Origin of the sequence: Viridibacillus soli (assembly GCF_016612995.1) — a bacterium.
Classification (GTDB): domain Bacteria; phylum Bacillota; class Bacilli; order Bacillales_A; family Planococcaceae; genus Viridibacillus; species Viridibacillus soli.
This window is the reverse complement of record NZ_JAEOAH010000004.1, coordinates 206,968-222,618: the sequence shown is the minus strand read 5'-3', so window position 1 is coordinate 222,618 and position 15,651 is coordinate 206,968. Positions and strand designations below refer to the sequence as shown.

Sequence of the window (15,651 nt, the reverse complement as noted above, 5' to 3'; positions counted from 1 at the left end):
TAGCTACTCAATTATTTATTTCCTTAGTCTAGCTAAAGGGGCGCTACTTTACTATTAAACAAACAGGTGCTTTAACGGACGTAAAGTAGCACTTGCTGTACATCTTGGTATTAGAAATGAAGAATTTAAATTTAATTAGCAAGGACTAAGGGCTTTGTTTATTAGATTTTAGTAAGAGGAAATTACTTTTTCATATACTCTCTTAGATTATCATGCAGTTTTTTAATTTCTTCCGTCTGTTCAAGAATATTATTATTAACTCTTCTTATTGCATCATATATTGCAAAAATTCCTGAAATAATTAAAACAGCAAAAAGCATTTTCATCGATACCCTCCTTTTAAAGCTTCTCTGTATTTATTTCTATATACCTCCTTATATTACCTTTTATAGAGGAACTGCATTCCATTATTATCTTATATTCACTTTTTATCCACAATAGTTCTGCAAGTCAAAAACTCTAACAATAGCACTTCTATATTATACTTTAAAAATATGTTAGGAGTGTTATTCAATGAAGTATGGATTTACCGGCCTTCGTAGTATGGCCTCCGCCATTACAAAAGGCATGTATAATAGTGAATAATTTACATCTACGGAGATTTACTGTTATACCCGGACGATTGAGAAAACGAAAAGTCTTGCGGATAATTACAGCATTATCACTTGTCAATCTGTGTAAGAGATCATGAAAAATACAGATGTCATCATTCTAGCAGTGCAACCACAAATGTTAGCTGAGGTTTTACTTGAGGTGAAAATATATATACACGAAAAGCATCTCATTATTTCAGTCGCGGTTGGAAAATCGATAGACTATTTACAGCAAAATTTACAATCAGACACACCAATTATCCGTGTGATGCCAAATATTAACGCCATTGTTGCCGCTTCCACAACTTGCTTCTCTATTTCTCCAACTGTAAAAGAGCAGCACAAAACAATAGTTGCTACACTTTTTGAAACAATCGGTTCGATTATAGAGCTACCAGAAAATCTCTTCACGATATTTTCAGCTATCGGCGGAGCTTCCCCTGCTTTTACCTATTTATATATCGATTCATTAGCAAGAGCCGCTGTGCGCGAGGGTATTGATAAGAAAATGGCTTTAGAGATCGCTGCGAGCTCTGTCCTTAGCAGTGCCAAAATGATTTTAGAATCTAATGAGCATCCTTGGGAACTTGTTGATCAAGTTTGTTCACCTGGAGGTACAACAATTCAAGGCGTCACTTCCCTACAAAATGACCATTTTGCCAGTACGATCTATGATGCAGTATCAGCTGTAATCGCACAAAATGGTACATTATCATAATTCACTACCTAGACAGAACTTTTCGCTACTTTGCGTTATGTTCTGTCTGTTTTTTATCATTCGGAATCAAATACCTACCTTTCTTATAGGAATAGTGTATAATGAAGATACTATTACTTCGAATTTGAAAGGTGGATTTGATGAATAACTTAACGAATGCATCTAAAGAATATATCGCCAACACTAATAAATCGCCAAAATATTATCATTTACAACCAGCGGAAGTTAGAGCTGCACGAGCACTTTGCCCTCAGCCTAAAATTGACTTACCGCTATTAAAACAAAAAATAGATCGTAAAATCCCTGTCCGAGATGGTAACGAAATTGATGTTCGCATCTACATTCCAAATGGGCAAGGCCCGTTCCCAATTATCATTTATTATCACGGTGGTGGCTGGGTATTTGGTAACTTAGAATCTGCAGATGCAGGCTGTCACTTACTTGCGGCACAAGCAAATGCAGTCGTAGTTTCGGTCGACTACCGCTTAGCACCAGAATATAAATTCCCTACTCCTTTACATGACGCCTTTGATGCACTACTTTGGGCATATGAATATGCTACAGAATTAAACGGAGATCCGAATAATATTAGTGTTGCAGGTGATAGCGCGGGTGGAAATCTAGCAACGGTTGTCACGCATATTGCGAAGGCTCAAAATGGCCCCGATATAACTGCTCAAGTATTAATTTACCCCGTTACTAATATGGATATGACTACTACATCTTACGAAAATTATGCATACGATCTTGGATTGGATCGTGACGGAATGATTTGGTTTGGAGAGCATTATGTTAATGATTTAGCAGAGTATGAAAAGAATACCGTCTCCCCTCTTCTGCAAAATAATTTAAGGTATTTACCAAAAGCACTTATTATTGCTGCCGAATATGACGTCCTTTTTGATGAAGGGGTTGCTTATGCTAAACGATTGCAGGAAGCCGGTGTTCCTACTCAGCATACTGTTATGCCAGGCCTCATCCATAGTTATTTTAGTAAAATGGAATTTTTTGAAGAAGATACGAAAAAGACAGTTCAACTGATTGCAGATTTCATTAAAAGTTAATATAGTAGGTGTGTTGATTAGAGAAATATTACGTTGTTATTTACCGTTAATATGGCTTTTTTAAGTTGAATACTAACGTATGTTACTACATTTTTTAGTTGATTGTAGCGGCGGGTGCTCGACTCCTGCGGGAAATGCAAGCGAACCGAGACCCTGCACGGAGCGTAGCGAAGGAAGCGGCTCGGTGCTTACCCGCGGAAACCGATCATCACGTAGCGGAAATCAACCTACCACTTTAATGGTAATGGTTAAAATTAGTTAATCAATACACCTGTTAAAATAGATTATAAAAAGCCAGTGACTCAATAAGAATCTAGATTGAGTAGCTGGCTTTTATTGTTCACGAACAGGTGTGTTGATTAGGGGAATATTAGGTTGTTATTTACCGTTAAAATGGTTTTTTTATGTTCAATATTAACGTATGTTATTACATTTTTTATTGATTGTAGCTGAGGATGCTCGACTCCTGCGGGAAATGCAAGTGAACCGAGACCCTGCACGGAGCGTAGTGAAGGAAGCGGCTCGGTGCTTGCCCGCGGAAACCGATCATCACGTAGCGGAAATCAACCTACCACTTTAATGGTAATGGTTTAAATTGGTTAATCAACACGCCTTCACAAATATGAAAATTCTTTAAAAGAGAAACATGTACAAAACCGAGAAAAACGCTTGGATCAACCTTTCTCCAAGCGTTTTTTAGCAATCATTTAGTATTAAGCCGCCTTCTTATGAAAACGTTCCTTGTATACATAAGTCAAAGTAATAAAAATATAGATAGCTAGTGTAATACTTGTTACAATAATAGATGTTGTAAAGATAATACCAATTAGGATTGCACATAAAGCGATAATAGCAAACCAAGTTGTATAAGGGAACCATTTAACTGCATAGGCACTTGTTTTTTCGGGTTGTTTTTTACGAGATTTTAGATGAGCAATCGCAATGATTAACCAGATAAATAATACCGTATACCCTAGTGAACCCATTAGAAAATCAAAAGTCTTACTTCCGGCAAATAAAGAAATTAACACACCCATATATAAAGCAGAAGTACACATTAATATGGCATACACTGGAACTTTCTTTTTCGATAAATGCGAAAAGATTTTGGGAATACGGCCATCCATAGCTTGTGTATATAGAACACGTGATGAGCCATATAATCCAGAGTTCATCGATGAAATGATCGCGAGTAAAACCACTGCGTTCATAATATGGTCAGCACCTGGGATTCCAATCATTTTAAATACCATCACAAACGGACTTTCTGGTACCCCGTTTACTTCATTCCAAGGAATTAAACTAACGATAATGAAAAATGGCACTAGATAGAAAGAGATGATTCGTACTAGTGTACTGCGAACGGCTTTTGGAACCACTTTTTCGGGATTTTTCGTTTCAGCTAAAGTGACACCAATAATTTCTGTACCCCCATAAGAATAGATGACAACAAGCATCGCAGTAATTAATCCTGCTGATCCATTCGGAAAGAAACCGCCGTGGTCAGTTAAGTTAGAAAAACCAACTGCTGTATGATTTCCAAAAGTTACGAGTAATAACACGAATCCAGCTATGATAAATACCACAATAACGGTAATTTTAATTAATGCAAGCCAGTACTCCGTTTCAGCAAACACTTTTACAGATAGCAAGTTAATGGCTGTAACTAACACCGAAACCGATAAAGCAAGTATCCAAATTGGATAATCTGGTAACCAGTATTGAATGAAAATTGCCGCAACGACGGATTCAGCTGTAATATTTAAAACCCACATTTTCCAATAGATCCAATCTAAAAAATAAGCGGGGTATTTCCCTAAAATCGATTGGACTAAATCTCTAAATGTTCTTGCATCGCTATTGCGGACTGCCATTTCAGCTAGACCTTGCATAACGAATAATAGAATAATACCACCAATTAAGTACGCAAGAAGTACTGATGGACCTGCCATATCGATAGCCGAACTGCTTCCTTTAAATAATCCTGCTCCAATAGCACCACCTAAAGCCATCATCGTAATATGTCGTGAAGTCATTGTTCTTTGTAAATGCTGTCTGTCTTTCTCCATTTCATTACCTCCTAAAATCAAAAAAGCATATCGTCTTTTCCTTCATAATCAAATGAAAGAAGAGACGATATGCCTTAAACATACCGCGGTACCACTCTTATTGGTTCTTAATGAACCCTACTTAAAAACCTTGTAACGATGGTTAATCGTTAAAATAAAAAGAATAGTCTGTCTATTGTTTTCACTTTACCACTCCTAGGCAAGTTCAAAGTATTATTTGACTGCGTTGCACCAACCCGCAGCTCTCTTGACCAAATAATAAGCTTTTACTACTCCTAATCTTTGCGTTTCGAAAATTATATCTGAAAATTTTTAATGAATATCCAATACTATACGGACTCGTTTTAATTTTGTCAACATTTTATTTCAGAATAATTTATAAAGTGAAAACATAATACCCAATATGATGAAATTGTTCTAAATGTTAGACCATCAATCTTTTGTGAGTTACTACTTTATACTAAACATTTTGACCGTAGAGCATTTGAGTACGCACACTGTCTATTGCACTATTTCTGGGTATTTCCAAGAAATATGCTTGTTGCCATTTCTGCGTTTTTTGGGCTAGACGGCTTGTAGGTTTATCCCAAGGTGGGTAAACGCGCATTGCCCGTTTACCACCTTCCCCTCTATTGGATACTATATCCATATTACATAGAACCGCTTTTGGAAATACAAACTGGCCAAAATTATTTCCTTTGCGGGTACTAATAACAAACAAATCTACTGGATCTGATATGTCGTATGGTTGGATCGGTCCAGCCCCAATTCTGTCCCACAAAGTCACAAATTGCCCTATCTTTGTAGGAGTAATTTTAGCAACACGAAATCGAATGGATAGAGCATTCAACTGAAATACATATGCCCCATATTCAGCATTTTGTGCTTCTATTTTTGGTTGAGAGCATTCGAATCTACATGGACTATAGACAAGATCCCTTGTTGCAAGAAGGTCACTATGAATTGTGGCAGAGGAAGTCCAAAGATTTTGACCTCTGGTGTCAGCATCTGAAAAGTTACTATTTTTCTGATTCATTTGTTCAAATACTCCATTTTAAATATAAAGGTCACTATTCATTATTCAACCGACAAAAAGATCTTGATGCTACCATCCTTCGAATAATATTCAAAATCAGTTTTATATGCTCTTTTTATATCACTGTTCCAAATATCTACCCAAGCGTTAAAAACACCCTTTGGATCCGTATTATCTACGTCTACTACATGGTAGTTACCTGATGGGATTATGATATTACTTACATCATTAAATTTCTCTTCTGTACCAATATGGAAATCATAATCACCTGTAAAATCACTTGAATAATTAGTATATACACCATATATATCACCTTTTAAATTTAAACGAAGAAAGTCTTCCCACAGACTAAGTATGACATCTGTATTTTGATTATTCGTTCTTACACATTTTCCATAAATGGTTTTTTCAGTAACTTCTGTTTTCATATAAATTTCCTCCTATTAGTTAATACAGAAAGCATAGCATTCATATGTTGACAACTGTCTGTCAGCTTTTATAAATAAATTTAATTTCATTCATATATTCATCTTTCAGCCATTGTGGAGATAGAATCTTTACATGCCTACCAAACATCAATATAAATGGCAGTATATTTTTGTTGACATCATAGTTAAAGGCTACCTCAATATGTCCGTCTTCAAGTATCGAAATTTCATCCTCAGTAAAAAAATCATACAGTTTCCCAAGTTCACTTTTTGAAAACATTAAAGTAATCTTCTCCATTTTCATTTCTCTATTCGCTATGTACTCATTTCTCTCAGTATAGGCTGTTCTTGTCGTCTCCTGTATTACTTCCATATTTCTAATCCTAGTTAACTTAAATAATCTTAAAGCCATTTTCCCTTCACAATAAGCCTCTAAATACCAGCTACCATCCATAAAATTTAGTTTTAATGGTTGGATAATTCGACTTGATCTATTCGCTGTTTGTGACACATAGGAAATAGAAATTTTATGTCCGTCTTCAATAATAGAAAGTATATTTTTTATCTTCACTTTTGTTTCTTCTTCTATCGATTCTCGGTGTAATGTAGATGATAACACTGTGATAGTTGGATTAAATTCTTCTTTATTTTCCTTCAATAGCTCTATCTTTCTTTGTAATATGGATAATTGATTGTTATTAAATAATTCATTTTTTAATGTTAAACCTTCTAATAGAAACTTCTTTTCTTCTTCATTAAATGTAAATTTATCTAATTGATAATTATCAATTAGAGTAAAGCCTCCATTCTTTCCTAAGTAAGAAATAATAGGTATACCGATTGATGATAATGCATCCATATCTCGATAAATCGTTCTTTTACTTACTTCAAATTCATTGGCTAATTCTTCAGCAGATACTTTCTTTTTCTTCAATAAATAGATCAGTATTGAAAACATTCTCTCTGTTTTCATGGTTTGTTCATTCCCCTATGCAATGTATTTTAATGTAATGTATCTAGGAGATTCAGAACGACATTGTTTTAACATATTCCTTTCCCTTCAAATTAAAAGGAGCATATATTCTCAACTGTAAAAGGTTAAAAACCCCTTCTTAAAAAGATACATTTACGATATATATCGTCTCAATATTCAGCTAAAACTTCAACAACTAAACATATGTATGGATGTGAAGAATTTGTTACTATTTTCTGTCCAAAAGTACTTTATCCAAGGTTTTATATACTGATTGACTAGCACTTTTGCAAAATATAAGAGATACTATAAGTTAGAACTTAAAATACAATATTATTATTTATGCTTAATAGGAAAGAGGAGTAAAATGCAAAGTGATGTAAAAGGTGATCAGAGTGTAGAATCTTCGGCCCAAACAATGCCGAAACAGCCTCTATCAAAAATTTTATCCCAAACGGTTAAAACCGGTATTATTAAATCCAACTTAATCCCGATGATTGCAGGATTAACATTAGCTTTATATAAAAATCAAATAAGCCCGTTCGATAAGACACTGGAAATTATTTGTGCTCTTTTTGGTACTACTTTAGTTATTGGAGCGGCAGGCGCATTTAATAATGTATATGACCGCGATATTGACGCCGTTATGCAAAGAACTAAAAATAGACCGACTGTAACTGGGGAAATCAAAGCTAGTACAACACTCATTTTAGCATTTTCCATGATGTTCATCGGTTTAGGTGCACTAGCATATGCAACACCAATGGCTGCACTTATGGGCTTCATAGGTTTATTTGGTTATGTCGTTCCATATACAATGTGGAGTAAACGTAGAACGATCTATAATACAGAAATCGGCAGTATTTCAGGCGCTATGCCCCCTCTGGTTGGATGGGCAGCAATCACACCAGATATTTCGCATCCGGCAATTATCGGCCTATTTGTCATAACAGTTATATGGCAAATGCCTCACTTCTATGCGATTGCCATACGTAAGCATGACGACTATAAAGCAGCAAATGTGCCAATGCTTCCCGTAGTAAAAGGCATGAAACGCACATATATTCAAACAAATGTCTATTTAGTCATATTAATTGGTGTTAGCCTTTTACTTGGAACATTAAGTATCGGCCTAATGCTAGTAGCACTTTTACTTAATATTATCTGGCTTATGCTCAGCATCTCAGGGACTAAAAAAGAAGACCCAGAGAAATGGGCGAAATCTATGTTCATTTATTCGCTATACCATATGACGATCTTATTCTCAACGATTATCATCTACTCACTAATCGGGATTTTTTTTAAACTATAAGATTTATAAAAAAAACCAGCTAACGAGAATTTATTCTCGGAGCTGGTTTTTTTGTCTTATTCTTCTTTCGTGACATATTGGACTTCCACACCTTCATCCTGCACAAGACTAAAAAACGTTCTTTGTGCTTCAGCAACATGCCCATTCTCTTTAATAGTCAGCATTTGCCCATCTTTAAAATAGAACTCATAATAGGAAGCTTCTTTATCTTCAGGTTCCATTTCATAATAAATGAGCTTCTTGACTTCATCCCAACCGTATATATTATTCTCTTTTGCGAAAATACCACGAAATGAAATGTCGTCCGAAGTCATTTTAATATAGGATGTTGAACCACCGAATGATACAATTCCACTTGCAATTATACAAATAATAGATAAAACGATAGATAATTTCTTCACATCTAATAAAAATAAGAGTAAGAAAGCTAAAAAGACAAAAAACCAGCCTACTCCAATCACCCAATAATTGACGGACGGTGCATATACAAGGAAGACACCGTATTGATAATGAATGGTATGTACTACTGCTAGAGGCACTAACAGTACAAATAATGGTGAAATTAAGAATGTACATATTGCTAGCACCATGAAAATATGACGCGTTTCATATCTTTTATAGAGCATTTCAGACCCACCTCTCAGATTTTTTAATTTGCGTAATGATTGGACAAATTTTTGATCAGGTTCTAAACCTGGGCGCTCCATTAGTTTTTTCAACCATTTGTCATTTTGCATATAACTCCCCCCCCTTCCTTTGCTAGCCTCTTCTTCAATTGAGCAATCGCCCTATGATAATCAACTCGCACTTTCAATTCTGTACAATCTAATATTTCAGCCGTTTCCTTAATCGTAAACTCCTTCAACCCCTTTAAAATGATTAAGCTACGGTAATGTGGTTTTATAGCGAGCAATGCTTCCTGCAAGATTTCCCATTCCTCCTTCAATAGTAGCTGCTTTTCTGTATTATTTTCACTAGCTACTAAATTCGAACCAATCATTGAAGGAATCAATTGCCTTAACTTATATTTTCTATGAATATCTACCGCTGTATTGCGAGCAATTGATAAAATCCATGTCTTTTGCTTCTCTAGATCTTTTAATTTATGTATATTTTTCATAACCTTTATAAATGTTTCCTGTGTGATGTCTTCTGCTTCTTGCTTGTTATTCGTATAATACAATGCGAAATGATACACATCGCGGTAATACTCATCGTATAACTCTTCTATATTAGCTTGTAATTTGCTCAAAACATCACCTCTTTTCGTTGCTTACTAATAAGTCGTTTGAAATTGGTATTTGTTTCAAATTAGTTGAAATTAATTTATAAATATTAGCCTTACCGAATAATTCTTAACTCCACTACAAAACAGCTACTAACAATGTTAAAGTGGTACATGGAGGTTTTTATATGAAAAAGACAAGTATATTTATAGTTATTTTAATTGCCATTGGATTAATTTTTGAGCTTACTGATTCAAATGAATCAACCGATAAACCTGATTCTGCTAATGCAACGGATGTATTCGTACATATTATCGACATCGGTCAAGGTGATTCCATATTAATACAGACGGAAGAAGAAAATATATTAATTGATGCCGGCAATAAAGGCTCAGGTGATGAAGTCGTTACTTACTTACAAAAGAACAATGTGACAACGTTAGATGCGGTCGTATCTACTCACCCAGATGCTGATCATGTCGGGGGCCTTGCAGAGGTCATTGATTCTTTTAAAGTGAAAAAAGTGTACGCACCGAAAGTAAGTCACACAACCATTGCTTATAAAAATTTCTTAACAGCTGTGAAAAAACAAGGCTTGAAAATTACACAAGCAAAAACAGATGTAGAAATTCCGACTACAGAAGAAAATCTATCTTTAAAATTTATCGCACCAGTTACTACATATAGTCAAAGTGATTTGAATGATTGGAGCGCAGTTTTACTTTTACAGAACGGTAATAACAAATTCCTATTCACAGGTGATGCTGAATTGCCATCTGAAAATGATATGCTGGCGAATGGATTAGTACCAAAAGTAGACGTTCTAAAAGTGAGTCATCACGGGGCGGAAGAAGCTACTTCAGCGGCATTTTTGGATAAAGCGAAGCCTACATTTGCTGCCATTAGTGTAGGTGCTACAAATGGCTACGGCCATCCTACATCCGTTACATTAAATCGCCTAGAGAAAGTCGGTGCCGAAGTATATAGAACTGATAAACAAGGGAATATACTCTTTACATCAAACGGCTCAGACATTTCCGTAAAGGTAAGTCAATGATGAAAACAGGTATTATTGATCGTTTCGAAGGCCAAATCGCTGTCGTAGAATTTGAGGACGGCATGCAGGATATTGTAATATCCGAGCTGCCAAAAGGCGTACAACCTGGCGATGTATTAATCTTTCATCAAGGTAAAATCACCATTGACTCCACTACTAGAAAGAAACTAGAAGTGGAAATTCGTGATTTAATGGATGATTTATTTGAAGATTAGATTGCGTAAAGTAGGCCTTCTCATAAGCGCTTAAAAAGTAAAACGAGTCGAGAAAAATGCAAATTTTCTCGACTCGTTTTTTGTATGGCTTCCTTGAAAAGTAAACATCAAATACTCCACACCATCTAACTTCAATTCAGTTATTTGATAATCTCCTTTAATAATCTTATTCTGGAGGTTTTTATATAATGAATTGAACGTTAAGCCCTTAGAGAGGAACGCGTCCGTGATTTTCAAAATAGGGCACAATCCGTCAAACACTGCCGTAACGTATAGAGTGCAACTTTTAGGATAAGGTTAAATCTCAGTATTTATAGTATTAATTTAGAATAGGAGGGTTTAAAAAAATGAAAATTTTAAAATACATACTGGGATTAATATGGACACTAAGTTTAATTCTTTTAGTTGTAAGTTGCATTAATTATTTACTAAATATTTTTAAAGCTACAGAAGGTATATCTTACATTTTAACACAAATAATCTCTTCCTATATTTAATTACATTTTTAATCTTTTTTATTTTTAACGTTATAGCTAAATCTAATCGTACATGAATTAAAAGTATAATGAAAAAGCTAGCATGCATTGAACTCAACCAAAAAAGATAGACATTTCATTTAGGCAACTATATGGGCATGAGTCTGGTATTCTACGAAGACACTGAAAAACCTGCAATTTTTAAAAATAAATTCATTTTAGAGAAAAATAGAGCCCTTCTTGTTCAATTTTGAACAGGAAGCGTCCTATTTCTTTGTCTATTTGGCACTCTTATTAATTCAGAATATTCAGAGTTTATTTTATATTAACAATTAATATCGTCGTTGCTACCTAATTTACAATATAATGGTTTACAACAGCTATTGTCAGAGCTCAAAGTGCCTAAACAGATTCTGTTATTCATTTCAGACGGCTTAAAGACATCACAGACAGTATTTTCTACATTTATTCATATGGCTAACTCCAAACGTGCTGCGTCCATATTATGTGCAATATCGTTATAAAGTGCGTGTTTCAGGTCAGCTCATTTATACAAAAATATTGATACTTTCTCAAAATGGAGGTTAAAAAAATGAATCTCATCAACCACTTAGAAGTAATAGAATATGAATATAATTTAGATAAAATTGCTTCTATTGAGCAAATTTATCAGGGTAAAACAGCAATGACATTTACTATCAGCACCGATTCAAATCAATTTATCCTCCGCTCGTTAGCAACTGTTATTGATGCAGGTTTTGAATTTTCATTACATCAGCATTTAAATACGAGCTGTTCAAGAAAAATGGTACCGTTCATTTTCCCTACCCTTGAAGGAAAATCGTATATTCAAATAAATGAACATATTTTTCGTTTGCAGCCATTCATAGCTTCTGCTAAAAGTGAAGTGCTCTTAACTCAATAGATAAATACTTACTTTGATTTACAAAAAGGTCTACGCACTTTTAAGAATACTAGCGTGAAAAAGGATCGTTGTGATACATTAGCCACTTGGACAGCTATAAAGAATAACTGGGGTAACGTTCAACAATTTCCTACCAGAACAGATATGGAACTGTTAATTAGAGAATTAGTTAATAGAACCTCACTTGAAACACAATGGATTCACGGTGATTTAGGTATTTGGAATACTCTTTATAACGGTGAATTATTTATTATTGATTTTGGTGAAGCTAGAATGGGACATCCTTATTTTGATTTAGCTGCAATCCTTACATCAAATGCTCCAGCGCACTGCAATGATGATGAGCTTAGACATTATATCAATCATTTTGTAGCTTTCTACTCTAAAGTTGAAACGATCGATATCCATTTATTGAATGACTTTATCTCATTATGGTTTATAAGAGGTGTGTTAACTGCTTATGAGCAGAAGGCATTTGATGCCGCACTTATCTTTTTCAATTTGTATACCAAATATAAAAGAGCTTTTGCTTAAACTTAAAAAGCTGCTAACTTCACAATCCAATGCCCATTAGCAGCTCTATTTCTGAAATCACAATGTAGCTTTTACAAATTCCTCAAATTTTTGTTCTTCCTCCACAAACGGATAGTGATTGCTCTCTTCAAACGTAAATAGCTTGGCATTTGGGATTAGATCGGCCATTTCCTGAGAAAAATAATAAGGACATTGTGTATCATGTATACCGCCATATATGTAGGAAGGTATAGTAACCTTTGGAAGTTGTGGTCTTAAATCGTATTTTTTTAATTCTATATACGAAAAATAGTTGAGACGCGCATTTACTACTTTTCCGCTATTTGGGCGACTAAAATATACATCATAGCGCTCTTTATGGTATATAGACATCTCCGTCCACTCACGACCTAGCTTTCGGCGCTCTTCCAAAGGCATTTGTGGGTCATTTAATAGTTGCATAATCTCTTTTATACGCTCATTATTAGCATTCTCTTTACAGTAAATGCTATCTTTATGATGCATGTACTCACTTGATGCTGCCGCTCCGCCTGCTATGATTTTAGTCAATGATTGCTCTGCTAAAATAGCATATATTAATGCTAACATGCCCCCAGTGGAATGCCCTGCAAACGCCCATTTCTCATACTGAAGTGCTTCACGAATTGCCTCTAAATCTTTCACTGATTCTGCCATGCTTAAATCGTGCTCCTTAAGTGACGGTGCAGACTGGCCTGCTGCTCTTAAATTCACTAAATATACCGTATGATGCTTTGTAAACGGATTTGCCACGGTATTGCCGTTTGCGTTAAACTCACTATACAAATGCGTTACACAAAGTGGCTCACCGCTGCCCTTCACAAAAATTTCAAACGTACCACGAGATGTATTAATTAATCTTTGCTCCCACATAATGATGCCCCCTATGAATTAAAAGTCTATTTCATAAATACAAGTTCATGCTGAATATTAAACCCTGCAGATTGATACAAATGAATTGCTCCTCGTTCACTCTTCTCCACTGTTAAAGAAATATCAGTTATTGAATCATAAGAAAATAAATAATCTAAACCATGCAGAAGCAACTTCCTTCCTACTCCGTTCTTACGGAACCGATCATCAACTGCTATGTACTCAATTGTACCTTCTCCGTTCTCGGCATCTGCCTCAACAAAAACATAACCTTTTAATCCCCACTCATCACAATAGCAAAATACTACTCGATTTGCGTTAAGTCGAGATAAGATTGTTTGTCCATTATAATATGTATTTGGAAAAGCTAAGTCATGTAATTTTTGAAAAGCTTCTTCATTAATTGAATCTAATTTAAAGATTTTTTCCGAGCTTTCATTTATATGATTTTGACGTTCTTTATGTAAAATGTAATGATGTCCCTTCAGATCAGCACCAACGTCACTAGCAAAATCTATCGCAATTTCATTTTCAATATTGATGAAAAAATGAGGGTATTTCAAAGAAATGGTCAGCTGTTCGCATAATCGATTCCACATTTTAGGCAATAAATCCGTTGCTCCCCTATCCCTTACAAAAGGCCCCCATACTTCTGCAGATTGATCTTCCTCATCAAAATCAAGACCAATTGCTGCAATAATACTATCATTTTCAACAGCAATAATTATTGAATTTTCAAAAGGTAAATCTGAAAATTCATTTTGCAATACACCTTTTATTTCCTGCTCATCTTGTCCACAATAGCCAATATGGTGAAGTGATGATTCATTACACTTGGATAAAAAATGTGCCAGCTTCTCTATGTCTAATTTTGTAGCCATCCTAATCATTTTTTTCATCTCCTGAATTTTGTCTAGAATTACTTAAATACATCTCATCCACATTTACTTTCATTGGAAAAGCGGAAATATTATACTCAAATGAAATATAGATTTTAATCCACCTTAATTCTATTGTTATACATGCAACTCCCTTTTTAGAGTCATTTATATTTTAGTGTAGCAACACTAGCTTTCCATTCATCAATCCAATTTGTTTTCCCCGTTCCATAGCTCTCTTTTTGTCCCAAGTCTTGTAATGAACTATTTTCATATCCAATCGCTAAAACTAAATCAGGGATGGAATCGAAACCATTTTTGGCAAGTCCAGCTAATTGCTGACCGTAATGCGATGCTGCAATGCCAGCATTCGCTGCACTATAAGGATTTTTACGAAGTCCTTCCTTATACAACTCAAAAATATCAGTTCCATCTTCTGTCACAAACTTACCATTCACAACCTCTAAATTTTTCAAATCATAACCCGTCACATTTTTAATTTGACGGACAAGATGGTATTTATCGTATTTTTCACGCGTAAATTGGTTGGAATCATCCGAACGACTTTGGATAATATGAAAAAATAGCTCTCTTGCATTATTGTCCGTATTGAGTACGCTTTCTAATTGAGTAATGAGTGATATATCTTTTGTGTTCCTCCAACCATTAGTTTGAAATGATTAGGGTCAATGGTAAACGTTAAGTTTGTCCCATTAGGAATGGTTATTCCATTTTTAGCAAACAGCCCGTTTAACTGACCATTCACTTTTTCGCGATTAAATGCTCTCCGTTCAACTTCCTCTACTCCCATATAAATAGGCAACTCATTACGAAAAGCTGCATCCCAAAAATCATATTGCCCTCCGCTACCATGCCTAGCCCATGTCATTTCCATAGTCATTGCAGCCTTCCTCTCTGCTTCTGTCAAGTCACTCCTAAAGTAAGGCGATTTGGGATTTCGATACTTATCACTAATATGTGCAAAGGGATTTTTAAATTGTTTATTTTGTTCGTTGATTTTTCGGTATTTCTCATCTAATATTTTCATTCTTTTTTCAGATTCACTTGTCCAGTCATTTTTACTTTGATTACTGGGTTCACCTTTGTCTCCAGTGATTGTTTTATCCTGAACTATTTGTTTGGTTGATGTTGTCGTTATAAAAGGTGTTGAGATAGCGTTAATATTCATTTTGATTCTCCTTAAATATAATATTTTCTAAATAATTACTTATTGTTCAAATTATCGGTAATTATAT

Annotated in this window: 18 protein-coding genes and 1 other annotated feature; of the genes, 7 read left to right on the top strand and 11 right to left on the bottom strand. The window is 34.8% G+C overall.

The features are described 5' to 3' along the window. Positions 1-182: 182 nt before the first annotated feature. Positions 183-326, bottom strand: a complete 144-nt coding sequence (locus tag JFL43_RS04930) for a hypothetical protein (RefSeq protein ID WP_200748175.1) — start codon at positions 324-326, stop codon at positions 183-185. Positions 327-687: 361 nt separating this feature from the next. On the opposite strand from JFL43_RS04930, the gene proC reads away from it, so the two are divergent. Both proC and JFL43_RS04920 read left to right on the top strand, forming a co-directional pair. After that, complete coding sequence (gene proC / locus JFL43_RS04925) at positions 688-1,311, top strand: pyrroline-5-carboxylate reductase (protein WP_234447595.1); 624 nt, start codon at positions 688-690, stop codon at positions 1,309-1,311. 140 nt (positions 1,312-1,451) lie between these two features. Beyond that, on the top strand, positions 1,452-2,375 hold the full coding sequence (locus JFL43_RS04920) for an alpha/beta hydrolase (protein ID WP_200748174.1): 924 nt from the start codon (positions 1,452-1,454) through the stop codon (positions 2,373-2,375). A gap of 713 nt (positions 2,376-3,088) precedes the next feature. Here the strand turns inward: JFL43_RS04920 and JFL43_RS04915 are convergent. From JFL43_RS04915 to JFL43_RS04900, 4 genes are all read right to left on the bottom strand, one after another. After that, positions 3,089-4,444: an amino acid permease gene (locus tag JFL43_RS04915; protein ID WP_200748173.1), complete on the bottom strand. Its 1,356-nt coding sequence runs from the start codon at positions 4,442-4,444 to the stop codon at positions 3,089-3,091. Between the two features lie 57 nt (positions 4,445-4,501). Beyond that, positions 4,502-4,736: a binding site (T-box leader), on the bottom strand. 168 nt (positions 4,737-4,904) lie between these two features. Next, positions 4,905-5,480, bottom strand: a complete 576-nt coding sequence (locus tag JFL43_RS04910) for a MepB family protein (protein WP_200748172.1) — start codon at positions 5,478-5,480, stop codon at positions 4,905-4,907. A gap of 41 nt (positions 5,481-5,521) precedes the next feature. After that, the gene (locus JFL43_RS04905; RefSeq protein WP_200748171.1) at positions 5,522-5,908 is read right to left on the bottom strand and encodes a GyrI-like domain-containing protein; all 387 of its coding nucleotides are present in this window, start codon (positions 5,906-5,908) and stop codon (positions 5,522-5,524) included. A 61-nt stretch (positions 5,909-5,969) separates the two neighbouring features. Beyond that, positions 5,970-6,881 (bottom strand): helix-turn-helix transcriptional regulator, encoded by a 912-nt coding sequence (locus JFL43_RS04900; RefSeq protein ID WP_100797777.1) that lies wholly within the window; start codon positions 6,879-6,881, stop codon positions 5,970-5,972. Positions 6,882-7,248: 367 nt separating this feature from the next. Between JFL43_RS04900 and cyoE the strand changes: the two genes are divergently transcribed. Then, a complete protein-coding gene (gene cyoE, locus JFL43_RS04895) occupies positions 7,249-8,193 on the top strand; it encodes a heme o synthase (RefSeq protein ID WP_100797778.1) in 945 nt (314 codons plus the stop codon). Positions 8,194-8,249: 56 nt separating this feature from the next. Here the strand turns inward: cyoE and JFL43_RS04890 are convergent, their stop codons facing one another. Both JFL43_RS04890 and JFL43_RS04885 read right to left on the bottom strand, forming a co-directional pair. After that, a complete protein-coding gene (locus JFL43_RS04890) occupies positions 8,250-8,930 on the bottom strand; it encodes a hypothetical protein (protein WP_200748170.1) in 681 nt (226 codons plus the stop codon). Next, the gene (locus JFL43_RS04885) at positions 8,909-9,445 is read right to left on the bottom strand and encodes an RNA polymerase sigma factor (protein ID WP_200748169.1); all 537 of its coding nucleotides are present in this window, start codon (positions 9,443-9,445) and stop codon (positions 8,909-8,911) included. Before JFL43_RS04885 ends, JFL43_RS04890 begins: the two co-directional genes overlap by 22 nt. Positions 9,446-9,606: 161 nt before the next feature. On the opposite strand from JFL43_RS04885, the gene JFL43_RS04880 reads away from it, so the two are divergent. The 4 genes from JFL43_RS04880 (at position 9,607) to JFL43_RS04865 (ending at position 12,626) form a co-directional block, all read left to right on the top strand. Continuing rightward, a complete protein-coding gene (locus JFL43_RS04880) occupies positions 9,607-10,476 on the top strand; it encodes a ComEC/Rec2 family competence protein (protein WP_200748168.1) in 870 nt (289 codons plus the stop codon). After that, positions 10,473-10,691: a DUF3006 domain-containing protein gene (locus JFL43_RS04875; protein ID WP_234447594.1), complete on the top strand. Its 219-nt coding sequence runs from the start codon at positions 10,473-10,475 to the stop codon at positions 10,689-10,691. Before JFL43_RS04880 ends, JFL43_RS04875 begins: the two co-directional genes overlap by 4 nt. Before the next feature lie 1,068 nt (positions 10,692-11,759). Beyond that, on the top strand, positions 11,760-12,092 hold the full coding sequence (locus JFL43_RS04870) for a protein kinase family protein (protein ID WP_200748167.1): 333 nt from the start codon (positions 11,760-11,762) through the stop codon (positions 12,090-12,092). 54 nt (positions 12,093-12,146) lie between these two features. Continuing rightward, complete coding sequence (locus JFL43_RS04865; RefSeq protein ID WP_200748166.1) at positions 12,147-12,626, top strand: phosphotransferase; 480 nt, start codon at positions 12,147-12,149, stop codon at positions 12,624-12,626. Between the two features lie 57 nt (positions 12,627-12,683). Here the strand turns inward: JFL43_RS04865 and JFL43_RS04860 are convergent, their stop codons facing one another. The 4 genes from JFL43_RS04860 to JFL43_RS22995 all read right to left on the bottom strand — a co-directional run bounded on the left by JFL43_RS04860 (position 12,684) and on the right by JFL43_RS22995 (position 15,584). Then, positions 12,684-13,517 carry an alpha/beta fold hydrolase gene (locus tag JFL43_RS04860; protein WP_200748165.1) on the bottom strand — a complete coding sequence of 278 codons (834 nt, stop codon included), beginning with the start codon at positions 13,515-13,517 and terminating at the stop codon, positions 12,684-12,686. A gap of 26 nt (positions 13,518-13,543) precedes the next feature. Next, positions 13,544-14,407 carry a GNAT family N-acetyltransferase gene (locus JFL43_RS04855; RefSeq protein ID WP_200748164.1) on the bottom strand — a complete coding sequence of 288 codons (864 nt, stop codon included), beginning with the start codon at positions 14,405-14,407 and terminating at the stop codon, positions 13,544-13,546. A 152-nt stretch (positions 14,408-14,559) separates the two neighbouring features. Then, positions 14,560-15,030, bottom strand: coding sequence for a DUF4885 family protein (locus JFL43_RS23000; protein ID WP_325166634.1), 471 nt, complete (start codon positions 15,028-15,030; stop codon positions 14,560-14,562). Then, a complete protein-coding gene (locus JFL43_RS22995; protein WP_267907753.1) occupies positions 15,018-15,584 on the bottom strand; it encodes a DUF4885 family protein in 567 nt (188 codons plus the stop codon). Before JFL43_RS22995 ends, JFL43_RS23000 begins: the two co-directional genes overlap by 13 nt. Positions 15,585-15,651 lie beyond the last annotated feature (67 nt).

Bases quoted from the DNA above. Each gene is read 5' to 3' on its own strand.
- JFL43_RS04930 (WP_200748175.1), bottom strand. From the start codon at position 326: ATGAAAATGCTTTTTGCTGTTTTAATTATTTCAGGAATTTTTGCAATA.
- proC (WP_234447595.1), top strand. From the start codon at position 688: ATGAAAAATACAGATGTCATCATTCTAGCAGTGCAACCACAAATGTTA.
- JFL43_RS04920 (WP_200748174.1), top strand. From the start codon at position 1,452: ATGAATAACTTAACGAATGCATCTAAAGAATATATCGCCAACACTAAT.
- JFL43_RS04915 (WP_200748173.1), bottom strand. From the start codon at position 4,444: ATGGAGAAAGACAGACAGCATTTACAAAGAACAATGACTTCACGACAT.
- JFL43_RS04910 (WP_200748172.1), bottom strand. From the start codon at position 5,480: ATGAATCAGAAAAATAGTAACTTTTCAGATGCTGACACCAGAGGTCAA.
- JFL43_RS04905 (WP_200748171.1), bottom strand. From the start codon at position 5,908: ATGAAAACAGAAGTTACTGAAAAAACCATTTATGGAAAATGTGTAAGA.
- JFL43_RS04900 (WP_100797777.1), bottom strand. From the start codon at position 6,881: ATGAAAACAGAGAGAATGTTTTCAATACTGATCTATTTATTGAAGAAA.
- cyoE (WP_100797778.1), top strand. From the start codon at position 7,249: ATGCAAAGTGATGTAAAAGGTGATCAGAGTGTAGAATCTTCGGCCCAA.
- JFL43_RS04890 (WP_200748170.1), bottom strand. From the start codon at position 8,930: ATGCAAAATGACAAATGGTTGAAAAAACTAATGGAGCGCCCAGGTTTA.
- JFL43_RS04880 (WP_200748168.1), top strand. From the start codon at position 9,607: ATGAAAAAGACAAGTATATTTATAGTTATTTTAATTGCCATTGGATTA.
- JFL43_RS04875 (WP_234447594.1), top strand. From the start codon at position 10,473: ATGATGAAAACAGGTATTATTGATCGTTTCGAAGGCCAAATCGCTGTC.
- JFL43_RS04870 (WP_200748167.1), top strand. From the start codon at position 11,760: ATGAATCTCATCAACCACTTAGAAGTAATAGAATATGAATATAATTTA.
- JFL43_RS04860 (WP_200748165.1), bottom strand. From the start codon at position 13,517: ATGTGGGAGCAAAGATTAATTAATACATCTCGTGGTACGTTTGAAATT.
- JFL43_RS04855 (WP_200748164.1), bottom strand. From the start codon at position 14,407: ATGATTAGGATGGCTACAAAATTAGACATAGAGAAGCTGGCACATTTT.
- JFL43_RS22995 (WP_267907753.1), bottom strand. From the start codon at position 15,584: ATGAATATTAACGCTATCTCAACACCTTTTATAACGACAACATCAACC.